This window comes from Jatrophihabitans sp., from assembly GCF_035474675.1.
GTDB lineage: Bacteria > Actinomycetota > Actinomycetes > Mycobacteriales > Jatrophihabitantaceae > Jatrophihabitans_A.
Genome location: NZ_DATINC010000062.1, coordinates 1 through 19,107, shown reverse-complemented (window position 1 = coordinate 19,107; position 19,107 = coordinate 1). Strand labels below are relative to the sequence as shown.

General features: G+C 71.5%; 18 protein-coding genes and 1 pseudogene. 9 read left to right on the top strand and 10 right to left on the bottom strand.

What is annotated here, in order from left to right:
* Window positions 1-4: 4 nt before the first annotated feature.
* Both VLJ82_RS07400 and hemB read right to left on the bottom strand, forming a co-directional pair.
* Entirely contained in the window at window positions 5-796 is a 792-nt protein-coding gene (locus VLJ82_RS07400) for a GNAT family N-acetyltransferase (protein WP_408662691.1), read from the bottom strand.
* 16 nt (window positions 797-812) lie between these two features.
* Window positions 813-1,814 carry a porphobilinogen synthase gene (gene hemB, locus VLJ82_RS07395; protein ID WP_408662690.1) on the bottom strand — a complete coding sequence of 334 codons (1,002 nt, stop codon included), beginning with the start codon at window positions 1,812-1,814 and terminating at the stop codon, window positions 813-815.
* An 80-nt stretch (window positions 1,815-1,894) separates the two neighbouring features.
* Between hemB and VLJ82_RS07390 the strand changes: the two genes are divergently transcribed.
* From VLJ82_RS07390 to VLJ82_RS07365, 6 genes are all read left to right on the top strand, one after another.
* Window positions 1,895-3,538, top strand: a complete 1,644-nt coding sequence (locus VLJ82_RS07390) for an AMP-binding protein (protein WP_408662689.1) — start codon at window positions 1,895-1,897, stop codon at window positions 3,536-3,538.
* Window positions 3,539-3,545: 7 nt separating this feature from the next.
* Entirely contained in the window at window positions 3,546-4,814 is a 1,269-nt protein-coding gene (locus VLJ82_RS07385; protein WP_408662688.1) for an ArgE/DapE family deacylase, read from the top strand.
* A gap of 293 nt (window positions 4,815-5,107) precedes the next feature.
* Window positions 5,108-5,755, top strand: a complete 648-nt coding sequence (locus VLJ82_RS07380; protein ID WP_408662687.1) for an FMN-dependent NADH-azoreductase — start codon at window positions 5,108-5,110, stop codon at window positions 5,753-5,755.
* 177 nt (window positions 5,756-5,932) lie between these two features.
* The gene (locus VLJ82_RS07375) at window positions 5,933-6,547 is read left to right on the top strand and encodes a DUF6318 family protein (protein ID WP_408662686.1); all 615 of its coding nucleotides are present in this window, start codon (window positions 5,933-5,935) and stop codon (window positions 6,545-6,547) included.
* A 344-nt stretch (window positions 6,548-6,891) separates the two neighbouring features.
* Window positions 6,892-7,431: a hypothetical protein gene (locus VLJ82_RS07370; protein WP_408662685.1), complete on the top strand. Its 540-nt coding sequence runs from the start codon at window positions 6,892-6,894 to the stop codon at window positions 7,429-7,431.
* Between the two features lie 53 nt (window positions 7,432-7,484).
* Complete coding sequence (locus VLJ82_RS07365) at window positions 7,485-7,637, top strand: hypothetical protein (RefSeq protein WP_408662684.1); 153 nt, start codon at window positions 7,485-7,487, stop codon at window positions 7,635-7,637.
* 117 nt (window positions 7,638-7,754) lie between these two features.
* On the opposite strand, the gene VLJ82_RS07360 is transcribed toward VLJ82_RS07365, so the two are convergent.
* The 6 genes from VLJ82_RS07360 to VLJ82_RS07335 all read right to left on the bottom strand — a co-directional run bounded on the left by VLJ82_RS07360 (window position 7,755) and on the right by VLJ82_RS07335 (window position 14,382).
* Window positions 7,755-9,308 carry a uroporphyrinogen-III synthase gene (locus VLJ82_RS07360; protein ID WP_408662683.1) on the bottom strand — a complete coding sequence of 518 codons (1,554 nt, stop codon included), beginning with the start codon at window positions 9,306-9,308 and terminating at the stop codon, window positions 7,755-7,757.
* The gene (gene hemC / locus VLJ82_RS07355) at window positions 9,305-10,246 is read right to left on the bottom strand and encodes a hydroxymethylbilane synthase (RefSeq protein WP_408662682.1); all 942 of its coding nucleotides are present in this window, start codon (window positions 10,244-10,246) and stop codon (window positions 9,305-9,307) included. The genes VLJ82_RS07360 and hemC overlap by 4 nt, the downstream gene beginning before the upstream one ends.
* Entirely contained in the window at window positions 10,246-11,619 is a 1,374-nt protein-coding gene (locus tag VLJ82_RS07350) for a glutamyl-tRNA reductase (protein WP_408662681.1), read from the bottom strand. The genes hemC and VLJ82_RS07350 overlap by 1 nt, the downstream gene beginning before the upstream one ends.
* Complete coding sequence (locus VLJ82_RS07345; RefSeq protein WP_408662717.1) at window positions 11,616-12,350, bottom strand: redox-sensing transcriptional repressor Rex; 735 nt, start codon at window positions 12,348-12,350, stop codon at window positions 11,616-11,618. The genes VLJ82_RS07350 and VLJ82_RS07345 overlap by 4 nt, the downstream gene beginning before the upstream one ends.
* Window positions 12,351-12,519: 169 nt before the next feature.
* Window positions 12,520-12,777 carry a glutaredoxin family protein gene (locus VLJ82_RS07340; protein WP_408662680.1) on the bottom strand — a complete coding sequence of 86 codons (258 nt, stop codon included), beginning with the start codon at window positions 12,775-12,777 and terminating at the stop codon, window positions 12,520-12,522.
* 3 nt (window positions 12,778-12,780) lie between these two features.
* Complete coding sequence (locus VLJ82_RS07335; protein WP_408662679.1) at window positions 12,781-14,382, bottom strand: class I adenylate-forming enzyme family protein; 1,602 nt, start codon at window positions 14,380-14,382, stop codon at window positions 12,781-12,783.
* A 259-nt stretch (window positions 14,383-14,641) separates the two neighbouring features.
* On the opposite strand from VLJ82_RS07335, the gene VLJ82_RS07330 reads away from it, so the two are divergent.
* The 3 genes from VLJ82_RS07330 (at window position 14,642) to VLJ82_RS07320 (ending at window position 17,804) form a co-directional block, all read left to right on the top strand.
* Window positions 14,642-15,475, top strand: a complete 834-nt coding sequence (locus VLJ82_RS07330) for a sigma-70 family RNA polymerase sigma factor (protein WP_408662678.1) — start codon at window positions 14,642-14,644, stop codon at window positions 15,473-15,475.
* Window positions 15,476-15,599: 124 nt separating this feature from the next.
* The gene (locus VLJ82_RS07325) at window positions 15,600-16,892 is read left to right on the top strand and encodes a DUF5667 domain-containing protein (RefSeq protein ID WP_408662677.1); all 1,293 of its coding nucleotides are present in this window, start codon (window positions 15,600-15,602) and stop codon (window positions 16,890-16,892) included.
* Between the two features lie 57 nt (window positions 16,893-16,949).
* Window positions 16,950-17,804 (top strand): HAD family hydrolase, encoded by an 855-nt coding sequence (locus tag VLJ82_RS07320; protein ID WP_408662676.1) that lies wholly within the window; start codon window positions 16,950-16,952, stop codon window positions 17,802-17,804.
* Between the two features lie 64 nt (window positions 17,805-17,868).
* On the opposite strand, the gene VLJ82_RS07315 is transcribed toward VLJ82_RS07320, so the two are convergent.
* The gene (locus VLJ82_RS07315; RefSeq protein WP_408662675.1) at window positions 17,869-18,771 is read right to left on the bottom strand and encodes a lysophospholipid acyltransferase family protein; all 903 of its coding nucleotides are present in this window, start codon (window positions 18,769-18,771) and stop codon (window positions 17,869-17,871) included.
* A pseudogene (locus tag VLJ82_RS07310) lies at window positions 18,764-19,107 on the bottom strand (hypothetical protein); the annotation flags it as partial. The pseudogene VLJ82_RS07310 and the gene VLJ82_RS07315, both read right to left, overlap by 8 nt.

The window sequence follows — 19,107 nt, the reverse complement described above, 5'->3', positions numbered from 1 at the left end:
CAAGTCAGGGACGGGATGAACCTGGTGCCGACGGCCCGAGTTCCCGGGCCAGCACGCACCGCCGGCCCATCGCGTCCAGGCCGAGTTCGACCTCGCGCTCGCGCAGTTCCCGGATGCCGGGCGGGATGTCGGTGACCTCGGCGAAGCCCTGCTGGGCGTAGAACGGCCCGTTCCACGGCACGTCGGCGAAGGTGCACAGGGTGATCTGCCGGTAGCCGTGCTCGGCGGCCCACCGGCAGGCGGCGTCGACCAGCGCGGTGCCGACGCCGCGCCGCATGTTCCGGGGCCGGACCGACAGGCCCTCGATGTGCGGCTGGCCGTCCACCAGCTCGACCCGGACGTAGCCGATCGGTCGGCCGGCCGGGTCGGCCTGGTCGACCGGGTCGGCTTGGTCGACCGGGTCGGCTTGGTCGACCTGCCGGGCCACCAGCAGCAACTCGGCCGCGGCCAGCTCGTCCGGGCTGGCCGGCCCCGGCGTGCGGCCGTAGCCGGCCACTTCGAACAGGGTGTCGGCGGCGACCTCCACCTCGACCAGCCGGGGCAGGTCCGCCGGGGTGGCCGGCCCGATGACGAATCCGGTGGGTTGCGGAGCCGGCGGCGAGGCTTCCTCGGCGGCGGGATTCCCGGCGCGGGCCCGGGCGGTCAGGAGCCCGATGCCGCCCACCACGACCAGCGCGACCGACCAGCCCAGCGCATGGGCCCGGCCGCCGCCCAGCGCGAGGTCCCAGAGCCAGCCGAGGACGACCAGGCCGGCCAGCAGGGCGGCGTTGCGGTACCCGGTCCGCCCGGAGGTCATCGCGACGACGGAGCCGTCATTGCTGCAGCAGCAGAGCTGCCTCGTGCGCCCAGTAGGTCAGGATCAGGCTCGCACCGGCCCGCCGGATGGACAGCAGCGTCTCGAGCAGCACCCGCTCGCGGTCGATCCAGCCGCGCTCGGCCGCCGCCTCGACCATCGCGTACTCGCCGGACACCTGGTAGGCCGCCACCGGCACCGGCGAGGCCGCGGCAACCGCGGTGAGGATGTCGAGGTAGGGCAGCGCGGGCTTGACCATCACCAGGTCGGCGCCCTCGGCCACGTCCAGCGCCACCTCGGCCAGCGCCTCCCGCACGCCGCGGGCCGGGTCCTGCTGGTAGGTGAGCCGGTCGCCGGTGAGGGAGGAGTCCACCGCCTCCCGGAACGGGCCGTAGAACGCCGAGGCGTACTTGGGCGCGTAGGCCAGCACCCCGACGTCGGACCGGCCGATCCCGTCCAGGGCGCGGCGGATCACGCCGACCTGGCCGTCCATCATGCCGCTGGTGCCGAGCAGGTCGGCGCCGGCCTCGGCCTGGGCCAGCGCCATTGAGGCGTACCGCTGCAGGGTGGCGTCGTTGTCGATCGAGCCGTCGGTGGCCAGCACCCCGCAGTGGCCGTGGTCGGTGAACTCGTCCAGGCACAGGTCGCCCATCAGCACCGTCGCGTCGCCGAGCTCGAACTTCAGCCGGGCCAGCGCGCGGTTGAGAATGCCGTCCGGGTCGTCCCCGCCGGAGCCGGTCGGGTCCTTGTGCGCAGGGATCCCGTACAGCATCAGCCCGCCCACGCCGGCCTCGACCGCGGCGATCGCGGCCTTGGCGAGGGAGTCCAGCGAGTGCTGGACGACGCCCGGCATCGAGGCGACCGGACGCGGCTCGGCGGCGGTCTCGGCCACGAACATCGGCAGCACCAGGTCGGCGGGACGTACCGAGATTTCGCCAGTGAGCCGGCGCAGCGCCGCGGTCCGCCGCAACCGGCGGGGCCGGGACGCCGGGAAGGGGGGCAGGGCGGGTAGTTCTGTCACGCGTTCAACGTACTCGGCAGTAGGGCCGGGAACAGCCTTCGACAGTGGCGCGGCTTCGGCCCGGCGAGTTGAATCCGACCATGACCGCTGCCACCACCGCGCCGCCCGCCCTGCCCTCCTACTCCAGCGGCACCTCGGCCGTGGCCCTGCTCGGCGAGACGATCGGGCAGAACCTGGCCCGCACCGTCGCCCGCCACCCGGACCGGGACGCAGTGGTGGAGTACGGCACCGGCCGCCGGTTGAGCTATGCCGAGTTCGACGCAGCGGTGAGCGAGCTGGCCCGTGGCCTGCTCGCGCATGCGCTGCAGGTCGGCGACCGGGTGGGCATCTGGGCCCCGAACTGCGTGGACTGGATGCTGGTCCAGTACGCCACCGCGCGGGCCGGCGTGATCCTGGTCAACATCAACCCGGCCTACCGCAGCCACGAGCTGGCCTACGTGCTCGAGCAGTCGGGGGTCAGCGTGCTGTTCTCCGCGGTCGAGCACAAGGGCAGCGACTACCGGGCGATGGTCTCCGAGGTGGCCGCCGACTGCCCGCAGCTGCGCGAGGTCGTCTACCTCGGGGAGCCCGGCTGGGACCAGCTGATCGCCGACGGGCAGGCGGTGCCGGCATCCGAGCTGCAGGCGGTGGCCGACCGGCTGGACTCCGACGACCCGATCAACATCCAGTACACCTCGGGCACCACCGGCTTCCCCAAGGGCGCCACCCTGAGCCACCACAACATCCTGAACAACGGCTACCTGGTCGGCGAGGGCTGCTCCTACACCCACGAGGACCGGATCTGCGTGCCGGTGCCGTTCTACCACTGCTTCGGCATGGTGATGGGCAACCTGGCGGCCACCAGCCACGGGGCCTGCGTGGTGATTCCGGCCGCCGGCTTCGACCCGGCTGCCACCCTGCGGGCGGTGCAGGACGAGCGCTGCACGTCCCTGTACGGGGTACCCACCATGTTCATCGCCGAGCTGGCACTGGCTGACTTCGCTTCCTACGACCTGTCCTCGCTGCGCACCGGCATCATGGCCGGCTCGCCCTGCCCGGTCGAGGTGATGAAACGGGTGATCAGCGAGATGCACATGAGCGAGGTGACCATCTGCTACGGCATGACCGAGACCTCGCCGGTGTCCACCCAGACCCGGGCCGACGACTCGCTGGACCGGCGGACCGCCACCGTCGGGCGGGTGCACCCGCACGTCGAGGTGAAGGTGATCGACCCGGTCACCGGACGGCTGGTGCCGCGCGGCAGCACCGGAGAGCTGTGCACCCGGGGGTATTCGGTGATGCGCGGCTACTGGAACTCCCCGGAGCAGACGGCCGAGGTGTTGCGCAACGGCTGGATGCACACCGGCGACCTGGCGGTGATGGATTCCGACGGGTACCTGGCCATCGTGGGGCGCAGCAAGGACATGGTCATCCGGGGCGGGGAGAACGTCTACCCGCGCGAGGTCGAGGAGTTCCTCTACTCCCATCCCGACATCGAGGACGTCCAGGTGGTGGGCGTGCCGGATGCCAAGTACGGCGAGGAGCTGCTGGCCGCGGTGCGGCTTCGGGCCGGGGCGGCGTTGACCGAGGACGGGGTGCGCGAGTACTGCCGCGGCCGGCTGGCCCACTACAAGGTGCCGCGCTACGTCCGGTTCGTCGACGAGTACCCGATGACCGTGACCGGCAAGATCCAGAAGTTCAAGATCCGGGAGTCCGCGGTGGCCGAGCTGGGGCTGGGCAGCTGAGCCGGGCATGCTGACCGATCCCGAACGGCACGCGCTGGATTGCCTGGACGCCGCGGCGCTGCACCGCAGCCTGCTGGAGTTGCTGGCGGTGCCGTCCATCACCGGCAGCGCGGCCGAGTCCGAGCTGCTGCACGGACTGGCGGGACAGGCCGAGCGGCTGGGCTTGGAGGTGGATCTGTGGCAGCCGGACCTGGCCGAGCTGCGGGCCGACCCGGACTTCCCCGGCACCGAGGCCGAGCGGAGCGAGATCTGGGGTCTGGTGGCGGTTAGTGAGGAGCGGGACGGCCCCACCGTCATCCTGCAGGGGCATGTCGACGTGGTGCCGCCGGGCGATCCGGCCGCCTGGCCGGGGAATCCGTTCACTCCGCGGATTTCCGGTGATGTGCTGTACGGGCGGGGCACCTGCGACATGAAGGCCGGGGTGGCGGCGAACCTGGCGGCGCTGGCGGCGATCCGGGCCAGCGGGGTGGCTTTGGCCGGCCGGATCGCGCTGCACCTGGTGGCCAGCGAGGAGGACGGCGGGCTGGGCGCGTTCGCCACGCTGCGGCGCGGGCACCGGGGCGACGCCTGCCTGATCCCGGAGCCGACCGCGCTGAACCTGATCACCGCCAACTGCGGGGCGCTGACGTTCGAGTTGAGCGTGCCGGGGTCAGCGGCGCACGGCAGCATCCGGACGGCCGGGGTCAGCGCGATCGAGAAGTTCCTGCCGCTGTTCGCCGGGCTGCGGGCGCTGGAGGCCGAGCGGAACGCAAGTCGCGACCCTCTGCTGGCGGGGTACGAGATCGCGGCGCCGCTGTCGATCGGGCAGGTGTCGTCCGGGGACTGGCCGAGCACGGTGCCGGACCTGCTGGTCGCGCAGGGGCGGTACGGGGTGCTGCTGGACGAGAACCCGGCGGCGGCCCGGGCGGCGTTCGAGCAGCGGGTGGCCGAGGTGTGCGAGGCCGACCCGTGGCTGCGTTCGCACCCTGCTTCCGTGCGGTGGAGCGGTGGGCAGTTCGCCAGCGGCCGGCTGCCGGCCGGTGATCCGCTGCGCGCTGTGGTGGCCGGCGCGGATGCCGATGTGGTGGGCGGTGCGGTTGTCGAGCGCGGGGTGCCGTACGGCAGCGACCTGCGGCTGTACGCCGGGGCTGGGATTCCGACGCTGCACTACGGGCCGGGCGAGCCGGCCGACGCGCACACCTCGCACGAGCGGGTGTCGCTGACCGAGACCGTGCAGGCGGCCCGGACGCTGATCGTGGCGGCGCTCCGCCTGACCGGCAGCTCGGCTACCCCATAACGAGATTCCCAAATTACCGTCGCGTTATGGGCGCCCACTTGTACATCTTGTGCCGGTGATAACGGCGTGATTGCCACATAGGGCTTACCGAAGCGGACACATGAGGGTTGCGCCGGGCGCTGGACGGGGGTAAATACAGGTTCACCGCGCGACTGGGGCCGGCCGGTGTCTACGCACATATTTCGTTCCTGAACGTAAAAGTACGCGTCGACAGGTTCTTCCACAGAGAGCGGGCTTAACCCATTTTGGCGTAGTCAATTCAGCGCACCGGACGCGTCCCCTCGGAGGGGATCATGAAGCTCTTGCACGTCGTCGCTTCACCCCGCGGCACCCGATCACGCACCCTGACGATCGCGAACGCCTTCCTGCAGCAGTTGCAGGCGAAACACCCCGAGCTGCAGGTCCAGACCAGGGACCTGTTCGCGGCGGACCTGCCGCCTGTCGACGGGCAGAACATGGACTCGAAGTACCGGTTGATGGTGGGTCGGCCCATCGACCCGGGCCATGCCGAGTCCTGGGCTCACATCGAGGCCCTGATCGCCGAATTCCTCGAGGCCGACATATACCTGGTCAGCGCGCCCATGTGGAATTTCAGCATTCCTTACGTACTAAAGTACTACATCGACGCGATCGTCCAGCCTCGCTACCTATTCGGCTATGACGAGCACGGCGTGCCGGTCGGATTGGTTCACGGCAAGAAAATGGTGTGCATCACCACGCGAGGTGGCGATTACTCCCTCGGCACTCCGATGAATGCCTACGACGCCCAAGAATCGTACTTACGGCAGATCTTCGGGTTTGTCGGCATCACCGATCTGCAGTGCATCAACGCCCAACCGATGGACCTGGCACCCGGTACCCGGGCGGCCGCGCTGGAGGACGCGACCCGCGCGGCGTGCCTGCTCGCCGACCAGTTCGCCGACGCCTACTCCGTGGCCTAAACCGGTAGACAGCCGGCCGGTGTCGGTGTCCGGCTTTTCCGACGCGAGCTGATCGCCCATCTTGGAACGGGGTTATCCACAGGCCATAGCCCGAGTGAGCAGTTCAAGATCCAATACGGCATGATGCCCGTTATGGGCACGCGTGGGTGGTTGGCCGTCACGGCGCTGATCGGTGCTATGGCGCTGCTGCTCGGCGGTTGCACGAGCGATGCCAAGCCGAACACCTCGACGGTGACGCCATCCGGCTCGACGCCTTCGACCAGTGCTCCGCCGACATCGGCACGCCCGACGCCGACTCCGCGGCCCTATCCCGCCGACGTGCCGCTGACCGGCCACAACGTCAAGCCCGGCGAGAAGCCACCGCTCTATCCGGCGGCGGCCCGGTCGCGCACCCAGGCCGGCGCGAACGCCTTCGCAGAGTTCTACATGCGCACCCTTGACTGGGCTTACGCAACCACCAATCCGTCGTACATGAAGCACTACACGGGCCCGTCGTGCGGACTGTGCACCGGGTTGGCGACCGGCATCAGCAAGACCGCCGCAGAACATCTCTGGTACATGGGCGGACGTTTGACGGTCCATGCCGCCACGGCGACGCCCGTCGGCCCAGTGACGGCACCAGCAGATTTCTGCTCGACCACCATGGTTGACATATCAGCTACATCAGTCGTGGACAAGACCGGCAAGATCTACAACGGTCAGGGTGCCCTTGTAAAACAAACCTTTAAGTTGTGCGCTAAAGCGACTTCAACTTCATGGCTCGCTACATACCTAATCGGTACTACCAAATGAACCGAGCTATCGGGTTGTCCCGGCAGGTGGGGCTTGCCCTTGCTGTCATCACTATCAGTTGGATGGCGCCGGTTATGTCTAGCGCCGCAGCTAGTTCACCATGTGGATCTGAAAGCAGAGGCACGCTCACCGGCAACCTAGGCATGGGATCCGTGGGAGTGTCTGGTACTTGTGGGGTTACGCCGACCGACTTGGGCGGCAGCGGCGGTTCGCAAGTGCTGGTGATCGACTGCGGCTACGCCACCGCAACCGACGACCACACGCATTGGAATCCCGCTTGTGGACCAACCGGTTTCCCTTGTCCGCCCGTTCCTGGCACTCCCAATCCGCACCAGTTCATCACCGTGGTGTCGCTGAACGACACCGCCGTTCCGATCGCCGCCTGGTGCGCCGGCGCCAACACGCCCATGCCGTCGGCCGCCGCCCTGCGCGACGAGGTGATAAGGCTGCTACGCCCTCCGACCCTGGGTGTTTCACCAAGCACCGGAACGGCATTGGTCAATCTGCGCACCCTGTTCTGGGTCAACACCGCCGCCGAGGTGGAACTGGGCAAGGCCCAACTGATCGGCTTTCCGGTCGACCTCCGGGTCAGCTACGACCGCACCGAGTTCGACTTCGGCGACGGAACCACCGACACCCTCGCGGCAACGCCCGGCACCGCCTACGACCCGGCCCACGATTGCGGTGCCTGCACCGAGCGGTTCGGCCACAACTACACCCAGCGCGGCACGGTCGATATCACCGCCCGGACTTACTGGCACGCCCAGTTCCGGATCGGCACCGGCGCCTGGACCGACATCCCAGGCGAGGTCACCGCCAATCAGCCGTCCCGGACCGCCCTGACCGTCAAGCAGTCCCGCGGCACCCTCACCGCACCGCGCTGAACTGGTCAGTATCGTCGGCACGCCGACCTGCTCCAGCCCGGTGGAGGTGAAACGTGCCGATAGTTCTCACGGTCTCAGCGCTGGCCGTTCTCGCCAGCTTCATCCTGGAAGCCGCGGCGGGAGCACCGACCTACGCCTACCTCATCAGCGCCGTCGGGGCGGTCCTTATCCTCACGGCGCTGTTCCTGTACAGCCGGGCCACCTGACAACTGCCCGACAAGCACGGCGCGGCAAGGACGCCGCGACCCGCACGAACGACCGCGGGCACCGCCGCATCCCCGAAGAGTGCGAACGGTGCCCGCGTCAGCGAAGCAACAAACGAGCTAGCGAACGGTGCGAGCCTTCGCACCACTCCGGGACCGGCGGGCCGGCGCAGCCGCCGCCTTCTCCCGCGCCTCGGCCGCCCGCTTGACCGCGAACTCGGCCAGCGCCTCGATCAGCGCCGGCACGTTCGCGGTTTCCGGCTGCACGTCTACCCGCAGCCCGAACTCGCGCGCCGTGGCCGCCGTCTGCGGACCGATGCAGGCCACCACCGTCTTCGAGTGCGGCTTGCCGGCGATCCCGACCAGGTTGCGCACCGTCGAGGACGAGGTGAAGCACACCGCCTGGAACCCGCCGGACTTGATGGCGTCCCGGATCTCGGCCGCTGGCGGCGCCGCCCGCACCGTCCGGTAGGCGGTCACGTCGTCGATCTCCCAGCCCCGCTCGCGCAGCCCCTCGGCCAGCGTCTCGGTGGCGATGTCGGCCCGCGGCAGCAGCACCCGATCGATCGGGTCGAGCACGTCGTCGTACGGCGGGAAGTCGGCCAGCAGGCCTTCCGAGGACTGCTCGCCGGACGGCACCAGCTCCGGCCGGATGCCGAAGGCCCGCACCGCCTCCGCGGTCTGCTCGCCCACGCAGGCGATCTTCACGCCGGCGAACGCCCGGGCGTCCAGGCCGAACTCCTCGAACTTCTCCCGCACCGCCTTCACCGCGTTGGTCGAGGTGAACACGATCCACTCGTACCGGCCGGTCACCAGGCCCTTGATCGCCCGCTCCATCTGGGTGGGCGTGCGGGGCGGCTCGACCGCGATGGTCGGCACCTCCACCGGCACCGCGCCGTAGTCGCGCAGCCGGTCGCTCATCGCGCCAGCCTGCTCCTTGGTGCGCGGCACCAGCACCTTCCACCCGAACAGCGCCCGGGACTCCCACCAGCCCAGCTTCTCCCGGTGAGTGGCGGCCTTGCCGATGGTCAGCACCACCACGCCGCACATGCCGGTGGCCGACAGCTCCGCCTCCGACAGCGCACCCGCCACCGTGATCTGCGAGGTCGTGGTGCCCTCGCAGGTCACCGCCATCGGGCTGTCCGGCTTGAGCCCGGACGCCACCAGCTGCTCGGCCACCCGGCCCACCTCGGCGGCGTCCACGGTCAGCACCAGGGTGCCGGGCGCGCTGGCCAGCTGCTCGAAGTCCACCGGGCCCTGCCGCAGGTCGACCTCGGTACGGACCGGCCCGCCCGGGATGCCGGCGTAGGTCGCGGTCGCCGCGGACACCGACAGCGCCGGGACCACCTCGAACGGCACCGTGGTCTTGGCGATGGCCAGCGCCTCACGGGTGACCGCCTCGGAACCGAACGGGTCACCGTCCACCACCCGGGCCACCACCGCGCCGTTGCGGGCCTCGGCCAGCACCGCCTTGGCACCGTCGGCGGGTATCGGCTCGGCCGGACGGATCTCGCCGGTTATCAAAGCCCGGACGGCAGGAGAGACCGAGGCATCGACATAGGCCACGGTGGCCGATGCCAGCACCTCGGCGGCGCGGACGGTAAGCAGTCCGGCGTCTCCGGTGCCGGTGCCCACGAAGGACACCCTGCCGACGGATTTACGCGCTCGGGTCATGTCGAGCTCCCCATCATGGTGTTCGCGCCGAGATCGATCAGTTCAGCGGCCAGCCGCTGCCCGACTTCCTCGGCAGTGTGAAGTGGACCGGACGCCGACAACCGGACGGCATCGCTGCCGTCGATCGCGGTGACCGAGCCACGAAGGAAAACTTCGAGCGCGCCGTCGTCAGCCTCGCTGACTTCGGCGAGTGCCCCCACCGGGGCGGTGCAACCTGCCTCCAGGGCAGTGAGCAGCGACCGCTCGGCGGCTACCGCCGCACGGGTCGCGTGGTCGTCCAGCGGCGCCAGCAGCGTCCGGGCCTCGGCGTCGGATTCCCGGCACTCCACCGCGAGCGCACCCTGGGCGGCGGCCGGCAGCAGCTGGATCGGGTCCAGCAGCTCGGTGATCACGTCGCCGCGGCCGAGCCGCTGCAGGCCGGCCACCGCGAGCACCACCGCGTCCAGCTGGCCGGCGTCACTGCCCACCCGGGACAGCCGGGTGTCGACGTTGCCGCGGATCGGCACGACCTGCAGCCCCAGGTCCAGCGCGTGCAGCTGCGCGGTGCGGCGTGGCGAGCCGGTGCCGACCCGGGCGCCGACCGGCAGCTCCAGCAGGGTCAGCCCGTCCCGCGCGCACAGCGCGTCCCGCGGATCCTCGCGGCGCGGCACCGCTGCCAGCGCGATGCCCGGCGCCGGAGCGGTCGGCAGGTCCTTGAAGGAGTGCACCGCGACGTCGATCTCGCCGGCCAGCAGCGCCTCGCGCAGCGCCGAGACGAACACCCCGGTGCCGCCGATCTGCTCCAGCGGCCGGGCCGACCGGTCGCCCTCGGTGCTGACCAGCACGGTCTGCACCGGCACGTCCGGGTTGCTGCCGGCGAAGGCGTCGATCACCCACTGGGTCTGGGTGCGGGCCAGCAGGCTGGCCCGGGTGCCGACCCGCAGGGTCCGGGTGGCCATCACGGCTCGGTCACCTCCCCGGACGCATCCGGGCCGTCGAACACCTGGTCGTCGTAGGAGTCCGGGTCCACCAGCTCGGCATGCCGCACTGCGATCACCGAACCCACCCGCGCCGGGTCGAGGTCGAACAGCGCGCGCAGCGCCGCCGCGTAGGTGCCGCCCTCTGGCGTCGCGGCGAGCTCCTTCACCCGGACCGTCGGGGCGTGCAGCACCTTGTCCACCGCCCGGCGGACCGCGCTCGCCAGCTCGTCGCGCACCTTGGGATCCAGCCCGGGCAGCCGGCTGTCCAACCGCAGCAGCTCGCTGTCGACCACCTGCGCGGCCCGGGCCCGCAACGCCGTGACGGTCGGCGCGACGCCCCGGACGTGCTGGCTGGTCAGGTAACCACGCAGCTCGGTGGCCACGATCGCGGTGGCGGCCGCCACCTCGGCGTCGCTGACCATCGCCCCGGAACTGCGCAGCACCTCGAAGTCGACGTAGTGGACCTCGGCCATCAGCGACACCGCCGGGTCGACGTCACGCGGCAACGCCAGGTCCAGCACCACCAGCGGGCGGCCGGCCCGCGGGCGCACGTCCGGGGCCTCGACCACCAGGCCGGTGGCCCCGGTGCAGCAGATCAGGACGTCGGCCTCGGCGATCTCGTCGGCCAGCGACTCCCAGGACCCGGCCCGGCCGCCCAGGGCGGCGGCCAGCCGCTCGGCCCGTTCCGGGCTGCGGTTGACCACCACCACGTCCAGGGCCGCGCCGCCGGCCAGCCGCTGCAGGGTGGCGCCGGTCAGCGCGCCCATCGACCCGGCGCCCACGATCACGATCCGCTTGGCCACCAGCTCCTCGGTGCCGCCAACCACCTCGGCCGCCTGCTGCAGCGCCACCGACGTCACCGACGCGCCGGCCCGGCCGACGCCGGTCTCGGTGTGCACCCGCTTGCCGACCCGCAGCGCAGTCTGGCTGGCCTCGTGCAGCACCCTGCCGACCGTCCCGGCGGCGGTGCCGGTGGCGTAGGCGGCGCGCAGCTGACCCAGGATCTGCGACTCGCCGACCACCATCGAGTCCAGGCCGGCGGCCACCCGCAGCAGGTGGTCGGCGGCGGCCTCGTCGAAGTGCACGTAGAGGTAGTCGCCGAGCTCGGTGACCCCCATGCCGGCGATCCGGGACAGCGTGGTGGAGATGTCGGCGACGGCCGGGTGGAACCGGGCCACGTCGGCGTAGATCTCGATCCGGTTGCACGTCGAGAGCACCACGACCTCGGAGATGGCCTCGCTGCGGTGCAGCTCGTCGAGCACCTTGGCCACCCCCTCCGGCGGGATGCTGGCGCGCTCCAGCACCGGGACCGGCGCGGAGTGGTGCGAAAGGCCTACGACCAGCAGGGTCACCGGACCACCGCCACCTTGGTGGCCGGGGCGGCATCGGAGCCGGCGCAGTCCGGCCGGGCTGCCTTGCGGTTGTCGTGGAAGGACAGGATCTGCAGCTCGGCGGCCAGGTCAACCTTCCGCACGTCGACGTGCGGCGGGACGGTGAGCACCGTCGGCGCGAAGTTCAGGATCGAGGTCACCCCGGAGGCCACCAGCCGGTCGCAGACGTCCTGCGCGGCCACCGCCGGCACCGCCACCACGGCAATCGCGATGCTCTCCCGCTCGACCACCTCGGCGAGGGAGTCCACGTGCTGGACGATCAGCCCGTGCACCTGGGTGCCGACCAGGGCCGGCGAGGCGTCGATGAGAGCGGCGATCCGGAAGCCACGGGAGGCGAACCCGGCATACCCGGCCAGCGCCTGGCCCAGGTGGCCCAGCCCGATCAGGGCGACCGCCCGGTTCTGGTGCAGGCCCAGCGTCTTGTGGATCTGCTCGGTCAGCACCGCCACCTCGTACCCGACTCCCCGTACCCCGTAGGAGCCCAGGTAGGACAGGTCCTTGCGCAGCTTGGCCGAATTCACCCCGGCCGCGGCGGCCAGCGACTCGGAGGAGACGGTGGCCACCCCGAGCTCACCCATGCCGACCAGAGCGCGCAGGTAGGTGGCCAGCCGCGCCACGGTCGCCTCGGGAATCACACGCTGGTCGCCAGCCGCGACTGACCGCTGACCGGCGTGCTCGCCGACCGCGTTCAGCTGCCCTGGCTGCACGATCGTCTGCTCCTGTAAAACAGACCGGTCGCGGCGAGGGCCGAGGCCCGCGTACTGGCTGCGAACCGGTGTGGTAATGGGGTGGACAGCAAGAAACCGTACGCTCTTGTGAAGGCATTCACAAAATCGCTGAGTGCTGTGGTATGGGGCTGTTTCAGCGTTGCAGGGCAGCCCGGAACCGGGCCTCTTCCAGCCGCCAGTAGCCGTGTTCGGCGCCGTCGATCAGGATCACCGGCACCCGCTCGGAGTACTCGTTGGCCCGGGCCCGGTCGGCGTCGACGTCCAGCGTCTCCAGCTCGAAGCCGAGCTCGTCGGACAGCGCCGCCAGCTGCCGCTCGGCGTCGCTGCACAGGTGGCAGCCGTCCCGGGTGATCAGGGTGACGCGGTGGGCGCCGGGCCCGGTGCCGGCCACCGCTCAGCTCCGCCCGGACGGGCCGGCCGCCGCCCGCAGCCGCCACTTCATCACCTTGCCGGTCGCGGTGTGCGGGAGCTCGGTCACCTCGATGATCTGCTTGGGCAGCTTGAACCGGGCCAGCGAGCGGCCGGCCTGCTCGAGCAGCGCGTCCGGGTCCAGCGCCGTCCCGGGCTCGGGCACCACGTAGGCCAGGATCGAGTCGCTGGTCTCGGTCTCGCTCACCCCGAGCACCGCGATCTCGGCCACCCCGGGCAGCTTGCTGAACACCGCCTCCACCTCGGCGGGGTAGACGTTGAAGCCGTTGACCAGCACCAGGTCGCTGCGCCGGCCGACCAGGTAGAAGTCGCCGTCGTCGTCGGCCACCGCCAGGTCCCCGGTCCCGAACCAGCCGTCGGGGTCCGGGCCGTCCGCGCCGTCCGGCCAGTAGCCGAGGAACAGGTTCGCGCCGCGCGTCTCCAGCAATCCCAGGTCGCCCACCTCGACCTCCTCGCCGTCGGCGTCCACCAGCCGCACCTCGATGCCGGGCAGCGGCCGGCCGACGGAGCCGGCCTTCGGGTCGGCCCAGCTGTGCGGGCCGGCCGGGGTCAGGTTCAGGGTGATCACCGGAGCCGCCTCGGTCAGGCCGTACCCCTCGAACAGCGGCACCCCGATGTTGGCGTAGCGGCTCACCAGCTCCGCCGACAGCGGAGCCGAGCCGGACAGCGCGAACCGGACGCCGGCGAAGCCGTCGGCGAACTGCGGCTGGCCGGCCCACATCGCGAACTCCAGCGGGGCGCCGATCACCACGCTGACCTGCTCGTCGCGCAGCTGTTGCAGGCTGGCGACGGCCTCGAACCGGGGCGCCAGCACCACGCTGGCGCCGAAGTACAGCGCCAGTCCCAGGCCCGCGTTGAGCCCGAACACGTGGAACAGCGGCAGCGGCAGGTAGATCCGGTCCGCGGCGCTGACCGGTACCGGACGCAGCTCGGCCACCTGGGCGAGGTTGGCCAGCAGCGCGCGCACCGGCAGCATGGCGCCCTTGGGACGGCCGGAGGTGCCGGAGGTGTAGAGCAGCACCGCCAGCTGCTCGCCGGTGCGGTCCAGTCCCTGCGGCGGGCCGTCCGGGGCCTGCCGGCCGGTGGCCGCGAGCTCGGCGACGGTGGCCAGCCCCTCGGCCCCGGACCGGGCGGCGACCACCACCCGGTCCAGCTGCGGATGCCCGGCGCGCAGCTCGTCGGCGGCGCCGACCGCGGCGACCGAGGAGGTGACCAGCATCCGGGCGCCGGAGTCGGCGAGGATGTACCCCAGCTCCGGCAGGGTGTAGCCGGGATTGACCGGCACCACCACCAGGCCGGCCTGCAGGGCGGCCAGGTAGACCTGGACGAACTCGGCGGTGGCCGGCGCCTGCACGGCGAGCCGGTCCCCCGGCTGCAGACCGGCGGCCACCAGCCCGGCGGCGAGGTCGCCGACCTGCTCGCGCAGCTGCGCCCAGGTCCAGCGGCCGTCCGGGTCGATCAGCGCGATCTGGTCCGGACGCTCGGCCGCCGCCCGGCGCAGCAGCGCGCCGAAGGAGGCCGGCGAGCGCCCGGCTGCGGGTTCTGCGCCGAGCGGGTCGACTGCCACGAGGCCTCCCTGAAGTTCCATGAGGTCGCATCCGCCAGTTCGACTACAAGCTACTGACGGGTATGCCAGCGCGCCAGGACACGTTAGGGTCGAAAGGCGGCGTCAAACAACGACACAGAGTAACCAACTGGCACTCGTGGTGGAACGATCGGCCGGGTAGCGTCGAGGGCACGAATGCGTCGGTCCTCGCCAGCACCCGGACGAGGGCACCTGGAATCTCCACCAGAGGAACCTCAACACGAAAGCGGGGCTTTGGCTGATGAGCATCCCCGGCGGGGCTGTGGGCATTCGGCAGCCACCGCCGCAGAGCTGGCCGGCGTGCTGGGCGGAACTCGCCCAGCACGTGGCGCGGGCCTCTCGCGACCTGCTGCACACCTCGATGGACGCCATCGACTCGGCGGTCAATGTTCCGTTGGCGGCCTCCTCGGCTGGTTCGACCTTCACCGGTACCTCTGACGATCTCCGATCCTCCAACGATCCGGCGCCGGAGAAGTTACCGCCGCCCCCTGACAACGGTGCCGACGACGCCGCGGACATCGACCCCGAGCATGCGGCGACCTGGGCCCTGGTGCGGGCGGCCCAGCGGGGCGACGGCGAGGCGTTCGGCAAGCTCTACGACCGCTACGTCGACGCGGTGTACCGGTTCGTCTACTACCGGGTCAACGACCGCGCGCTGGCCGAGGACTTCACCTCCGAGACCTTCCTGCGCGCGCTGCGCCGGATCGCCTCCATCAACTACCAGGGCCGCGACATCGGCGCCTGGTTCATCACCATCGCCAGGAACATCGTCTTCGACCACGCCAAGTCCGCGCGGTACCGGCTGGAGCTGACCACCGGCGACATCCTCGAGGGCGACGACGTCGACGCCGGCCCCGAGTACCTGGTGCTGGCCAACCTGACCAACGTCCGGCTGCTGGAGGCGGTCAACTCACTCGGCGAGGAGCAGAAGGAGTGCATCGTCCTGAGGTTCCTCAACGGCCTGTCGGTGGCCGAGACGGCAACGGTGATGGGCAAGAACGACGGGGCGATCAAGGCGCTGCAACACCGCGCCGTCAAGCGGCTGGCCAGCGTGCTCGGCGACGAGCTCAGGTGAGCAGCAGAAACTCCCGGCTGTCGAGTAACCGCACCGGGTTGTCCTCGTTGAACGCTGCGGAGCAGGCCAGCAACCGCCACCCCGGCGTCCGGATGCTGCGTCCGGTGAGCCAGGAGAGGGTGCGATGAGCGCAGGCAGGTTCGCCACAGGCTGGGGCCGTCACTTCACCACCCGGTGGGGACGCGGTCGCCACGCCGGGCGGCACGACCTCGACGCGAAGCTGGTCAGCCGGCTGCGGACGTTGCCCGGGCCGACTCCCGAGGCCGGTTTCCGGTCCGACCTGCGCACCCAGCTGGTCGCCATCACCGGACGGATCGTGTCGGAGTCCGAGACCGCTCCCGCCGGCCCGGCCACCGCCCCCACTTCCGGCGCCCACCGCGCTGCCTCCGCCACCGGACGGAACTCCCGCGGCCGGGCCGTCCGGGCGTTGCGCCGGCCGGTGCTGGTACTGGCCAGTGCGGCAACCGTGCTGGTGATGCTGCTCGGCATGGCGGTCTGGATGTCGAGCGGGTCGCTGCCGGGCGAGTCCCTGTACAGCGTCAAGCGGGCCAGCGAGAACGTCCAGCTGTCGATGGCCGGCAGTGACGTCGCCAAGGGCCAGGCCTACCTGGAGCTGGCCGGCAACCGGGTCCGGGAGGCGGCCAAGCTGCTCTCCCGGCCCTCGGCCATGCCGGTCGCGAATACCCCCGGGGCGGCCGGCGGGCAGATCAGCGCGCACACCGCGTCCCTGGTCTCCGACACGCTGGCCAGTGCCGACGACGAGACCGTGCACGGCATGCAGCTGCTCAGCCGGGCCGCGGTGGCGCAGATGTCGAAGGACCCGCTGGCGAAGATGACCACCTGGTGGCCCGGGCAGAACACCCGGATGACCGAGGTCCGCAACCGCATTCCGGCCGGTGCGCTGCGCACCCGGGCCCAGACCTCGCTGGTGCTGCTGCAGCGGATCGCCACCCGCACCGGGCAGCTCAGCACCGCGATGGGCTGCCCGTGCCTGGCCAGGGCGCTGGCCGACGAGCTGGGCCCGGTGCCGTGCAGCCCGTGCGCCGTGGCGCCGAACCCCGGTGGCGGCACCACGCTGCCGGTGCCGGTGCCCGGCGTCGGCACCACCCCGTCCGGTCCGCTGCCCACCGTCTCGCTGCCCCAGCTCGGCGGCGGGACGAGCACGTCGAGCTCGCCCCGCGCGGCCAGCCTGCCGCCGGTCCAGCCTTCGGTGCTGCCCACCACCGGGCCGTCGATCCTGCCCGCCGCGCTGCCTACCGTGCTGCCGACCGACCCGACCGGCAGCCCGTCCGGTTTCGTCCTGCCGAGCCTTCCGGCACCCGGGCTGCCGGTGCCCAGCCTGCCCGATCTGCCGGGAGCCGCGGCATCCGTCGCGTCCGGGCTGCTCGGCGGGCTGCCGCCGGTGCCGCGTCACTGAGGCGGCTGACTACGCTCGGGGCCTGCCCACTGAGCTCCAGCGTCGAAGGAGGCACCGGTGCCCACCACCGGATCCGCGGGATCGGCGGTACGCGAGCTGGAAGAGGCGCTGACCGTCCCGCCCCGCCCGCAGGCGGCCGCGTTCTTCGACGTCGACAACACCGTCGTGGTCGGCGCCTCGATCTTCCACTTCGCGAAGGGGCTGGCGGCCCGTAGGTACTTCTCCACCAGCGACCTGCGCCGTTTCGTCTGGCAGCAGGTGAAGTTCCGGGCCGGCGGCGAGGCGCAGCACAACATCACCGCCGCCCGGGAGTCCGCGCTGGCCTTCATCGCCGGCAAGCCGGTCGCCGAGATCGTGGCGATCTCGGAGGAGATCTATGACGAGACCATTGCCGCCCGGATCTACTCCGGCACCCGGGCGCTGGCCCAGCTGCACCTCGACGCCGGTGAGCGGGTCTGGCTGGTCACCGCAACCCCGGAGGAACTGGCCCGGATCATCGCGCGCCGGCTGGGCCTGACCGGAGCGCTGGGCACCCGGGCCGAGGAGCAGGACGGCATGTTCACCGGACGGCTGATCGGCGAGCTGCTGCACGGCGAGGCCAAGGCGGCCGCGGTGCGGGATCTGGCGCTGGCCGAGGGCCTGGACCTGGCCCAGTGCGCGGCGTACTCCGACTCCATCAACGACATCCCGATGCTGTCGCTAGTCGGCCGCCCGGTAGCGGTCAACCCGGATTCGGCGCTGCGCGACGAGGCCCGCCGGCGCGGCTGGGAGATCCGCGACTTCCGCACCGGACGCAAGGCCGCCCGGATCGGGGTGCCGACCGCCCTGGCGGCGGCCGCGGCCGGCGGTGCCATCGTCGGCGGCCTGGCGATCGGGCGCCGGCAGGCACTCAGCCGGGCCGCGGCTGGCTGATCCGCAGGCTCGCCCCTGGACGAGACGTCGTGCCAGGCCGAGTGGCGCTGCCCCGGACGAGACGTCAGTGCCAGGCCGAGCGGCGCTGCATCAGCAGCCGGTACAGGCCGCCCTGGATCTGCTCGCGGACCCGGTCGGTGATCTCGAAGACCAGCGCCGGGTCCTCCGCGGCGTCCGGGCCGTACTCGCCGGTCTCGATCGGCTCGCCGAACTCGATGTACCACTTGCTGGGCAGCGGGATCAGCCCGAGCGGGCCCAGCCAGGGAAAGGTCGGCGTCAGCGGGAAGTACGGCACGCCGAGCACCCGGGCCAGGGTCTTGGCATTGCCGAGCATCGGGTGGATCTCCTCCGAGCCGACGATCGCGGTGGGGATGATCGGTGCCCCGGTGCGCAACGCCGCCGAGACGAACCCGCCCCGGCCGAAGCGCTGCAGCTTGTACCGCTCGGAGAACGGCTTGCCGATGCCCTTGAAGCCCTCCGGCCACACCCCGACCAGCTCGCCGGCGGCCAGCAGCCGCTCGGCGTCGGGGTTGCAGGCCAGCGTGCTGCCGGTCTTGCGGGCCAGCGCACCGAGCACCGGCGTGCTGAACACCAGGTCCGCGCCGAGCATCCGCAGGAAGCGGTGGTCCGGCGTCGCGTCGTGCACCGCGGTCGCGGTCATCACCCCGTCCAGCGCCCACAGCGCCCCGGCGTGGTTGGCCACGATCAGCCCGGCCCCGGCCGGCAGGTGGTGGGCGCCGAGCACCTCGGTACGGAACCACCTGCGGTAGAGCTGGCGGGCCGCCGGCAGCACGATGGCCTCGGTGAGCTCGGGATCGAAGCCGAACTCGTCCACCGGGTAGTCGCCGGTGATCCGGCGGCGCAGGAACGCCAGCGCCGCGGCCGTCCGGCGTTCCCAGTCGCTCTCGGCCGGGCGCTCGGCATCGTCGGCCGGCTGCCGCAGCGGGATCACCTGGGCCTCAGCCATGGCGCAGCCGCCCGGACGAGCCGATCCGGGTCACCGAGGCCGGCGTCCGCGACGCCGGCGGCGGGGTGGTGCGCAGCAACCGGGCCAGCACCGCGCCGCCCGCGTCGAGAACCGATTCCGAGACCACCGGACGTACCGGCCACCCGGTCAGGAACTCGGAGAAGGCTGCCGCGGTGGAGTACTGCGGGTTGTAGCCGAACTCCCGCTTGAGCCGGTCGTTGGACACCACCCGCCCGAAGTTGAGGAACTGCATCTGCTCGGGCGAGAAATCCACCATGCCGCTGCGTCGCACCGCCCGGCCGACGAACTGCACGGCCGGTGCGGGTACCGCGACGG

Excerpts from the sequence above, each read along its gene's own strand:
- VLJ82_RS07400 (WP_408662691.1), bottom strand. The coding sequence starts at position 796 with ATGACCTCCGGGCGGACCGGGTACCGCAACGCCGCCCTGCTGGCCGGC.
- VLJ82_RS07390 (WP_408662689.1), top strand. The coding sequence starts at position 1,895 with ATGACCGCTGCCACCACCGCGCCGCCCGCCCTGCCCTCCTACTCCAGC.
- VLJ82_RS07385 (WP_408662688.1), top strand. The coding sequence starts at position 3,546 with ATGCTGACCGATCCCGAACGGCACGCGCTGGATTGCCTGGACGCCGCG.
- VLJ82_RS07380 (WP_408662687.1), top strand. The coding sequence starts at position 5,108 with ATGAAGCTCTTGCACGTCGTCGCTTCACCCCGCGGCACCCGATCACGC.
- VLJ82_RS07375 (WP_408662686.1), top strand. The coding sequence starts at position 5,933 with ATGGCGCTGCTGCTCGGCGGTTGCACGAGCGATGCCAAGCCGAACACC.
- VLJ82_RS07360 (WP_408662683.1), bottom strand. The coding sequence starts at position 9,308 with ATGACCCGAGCGCGTAAATCCGTCGGCAGGGTGTCCTTCGTGGGCACC.
- hemC (WP_408662682.1), bottom strand. The coding sequence starts at position 10,246 with ATGGCCACCCGGACCCTGCGGGTCGGCACCCGGGCCAGCCTGCTGGCC.
- VLJ82_RS07330 (WP_408662678.1), top strand. The coding sequence starts at position 14,642 with ATGAGCATCCCCGGCGGGGCTGTGGGCATTCGGCAGCCACCGCCGCAG.
- VLJ82_RS07325 (WP_408662677.1), top strand. The coding sequence starts at position 15,600 with ATGAGCGCAGGCAGGTTCGCCACAGGCTGGGGCCGTCACTTCACCACC.
- VLJ82_RS07315 (WP_408662675.1), bottom strand. The coding sequence starts at position 18,771 with ATGGCTGAGGCCCAGGTGATCCCGCTGCGGCAGCCGGCCGACGATGCC.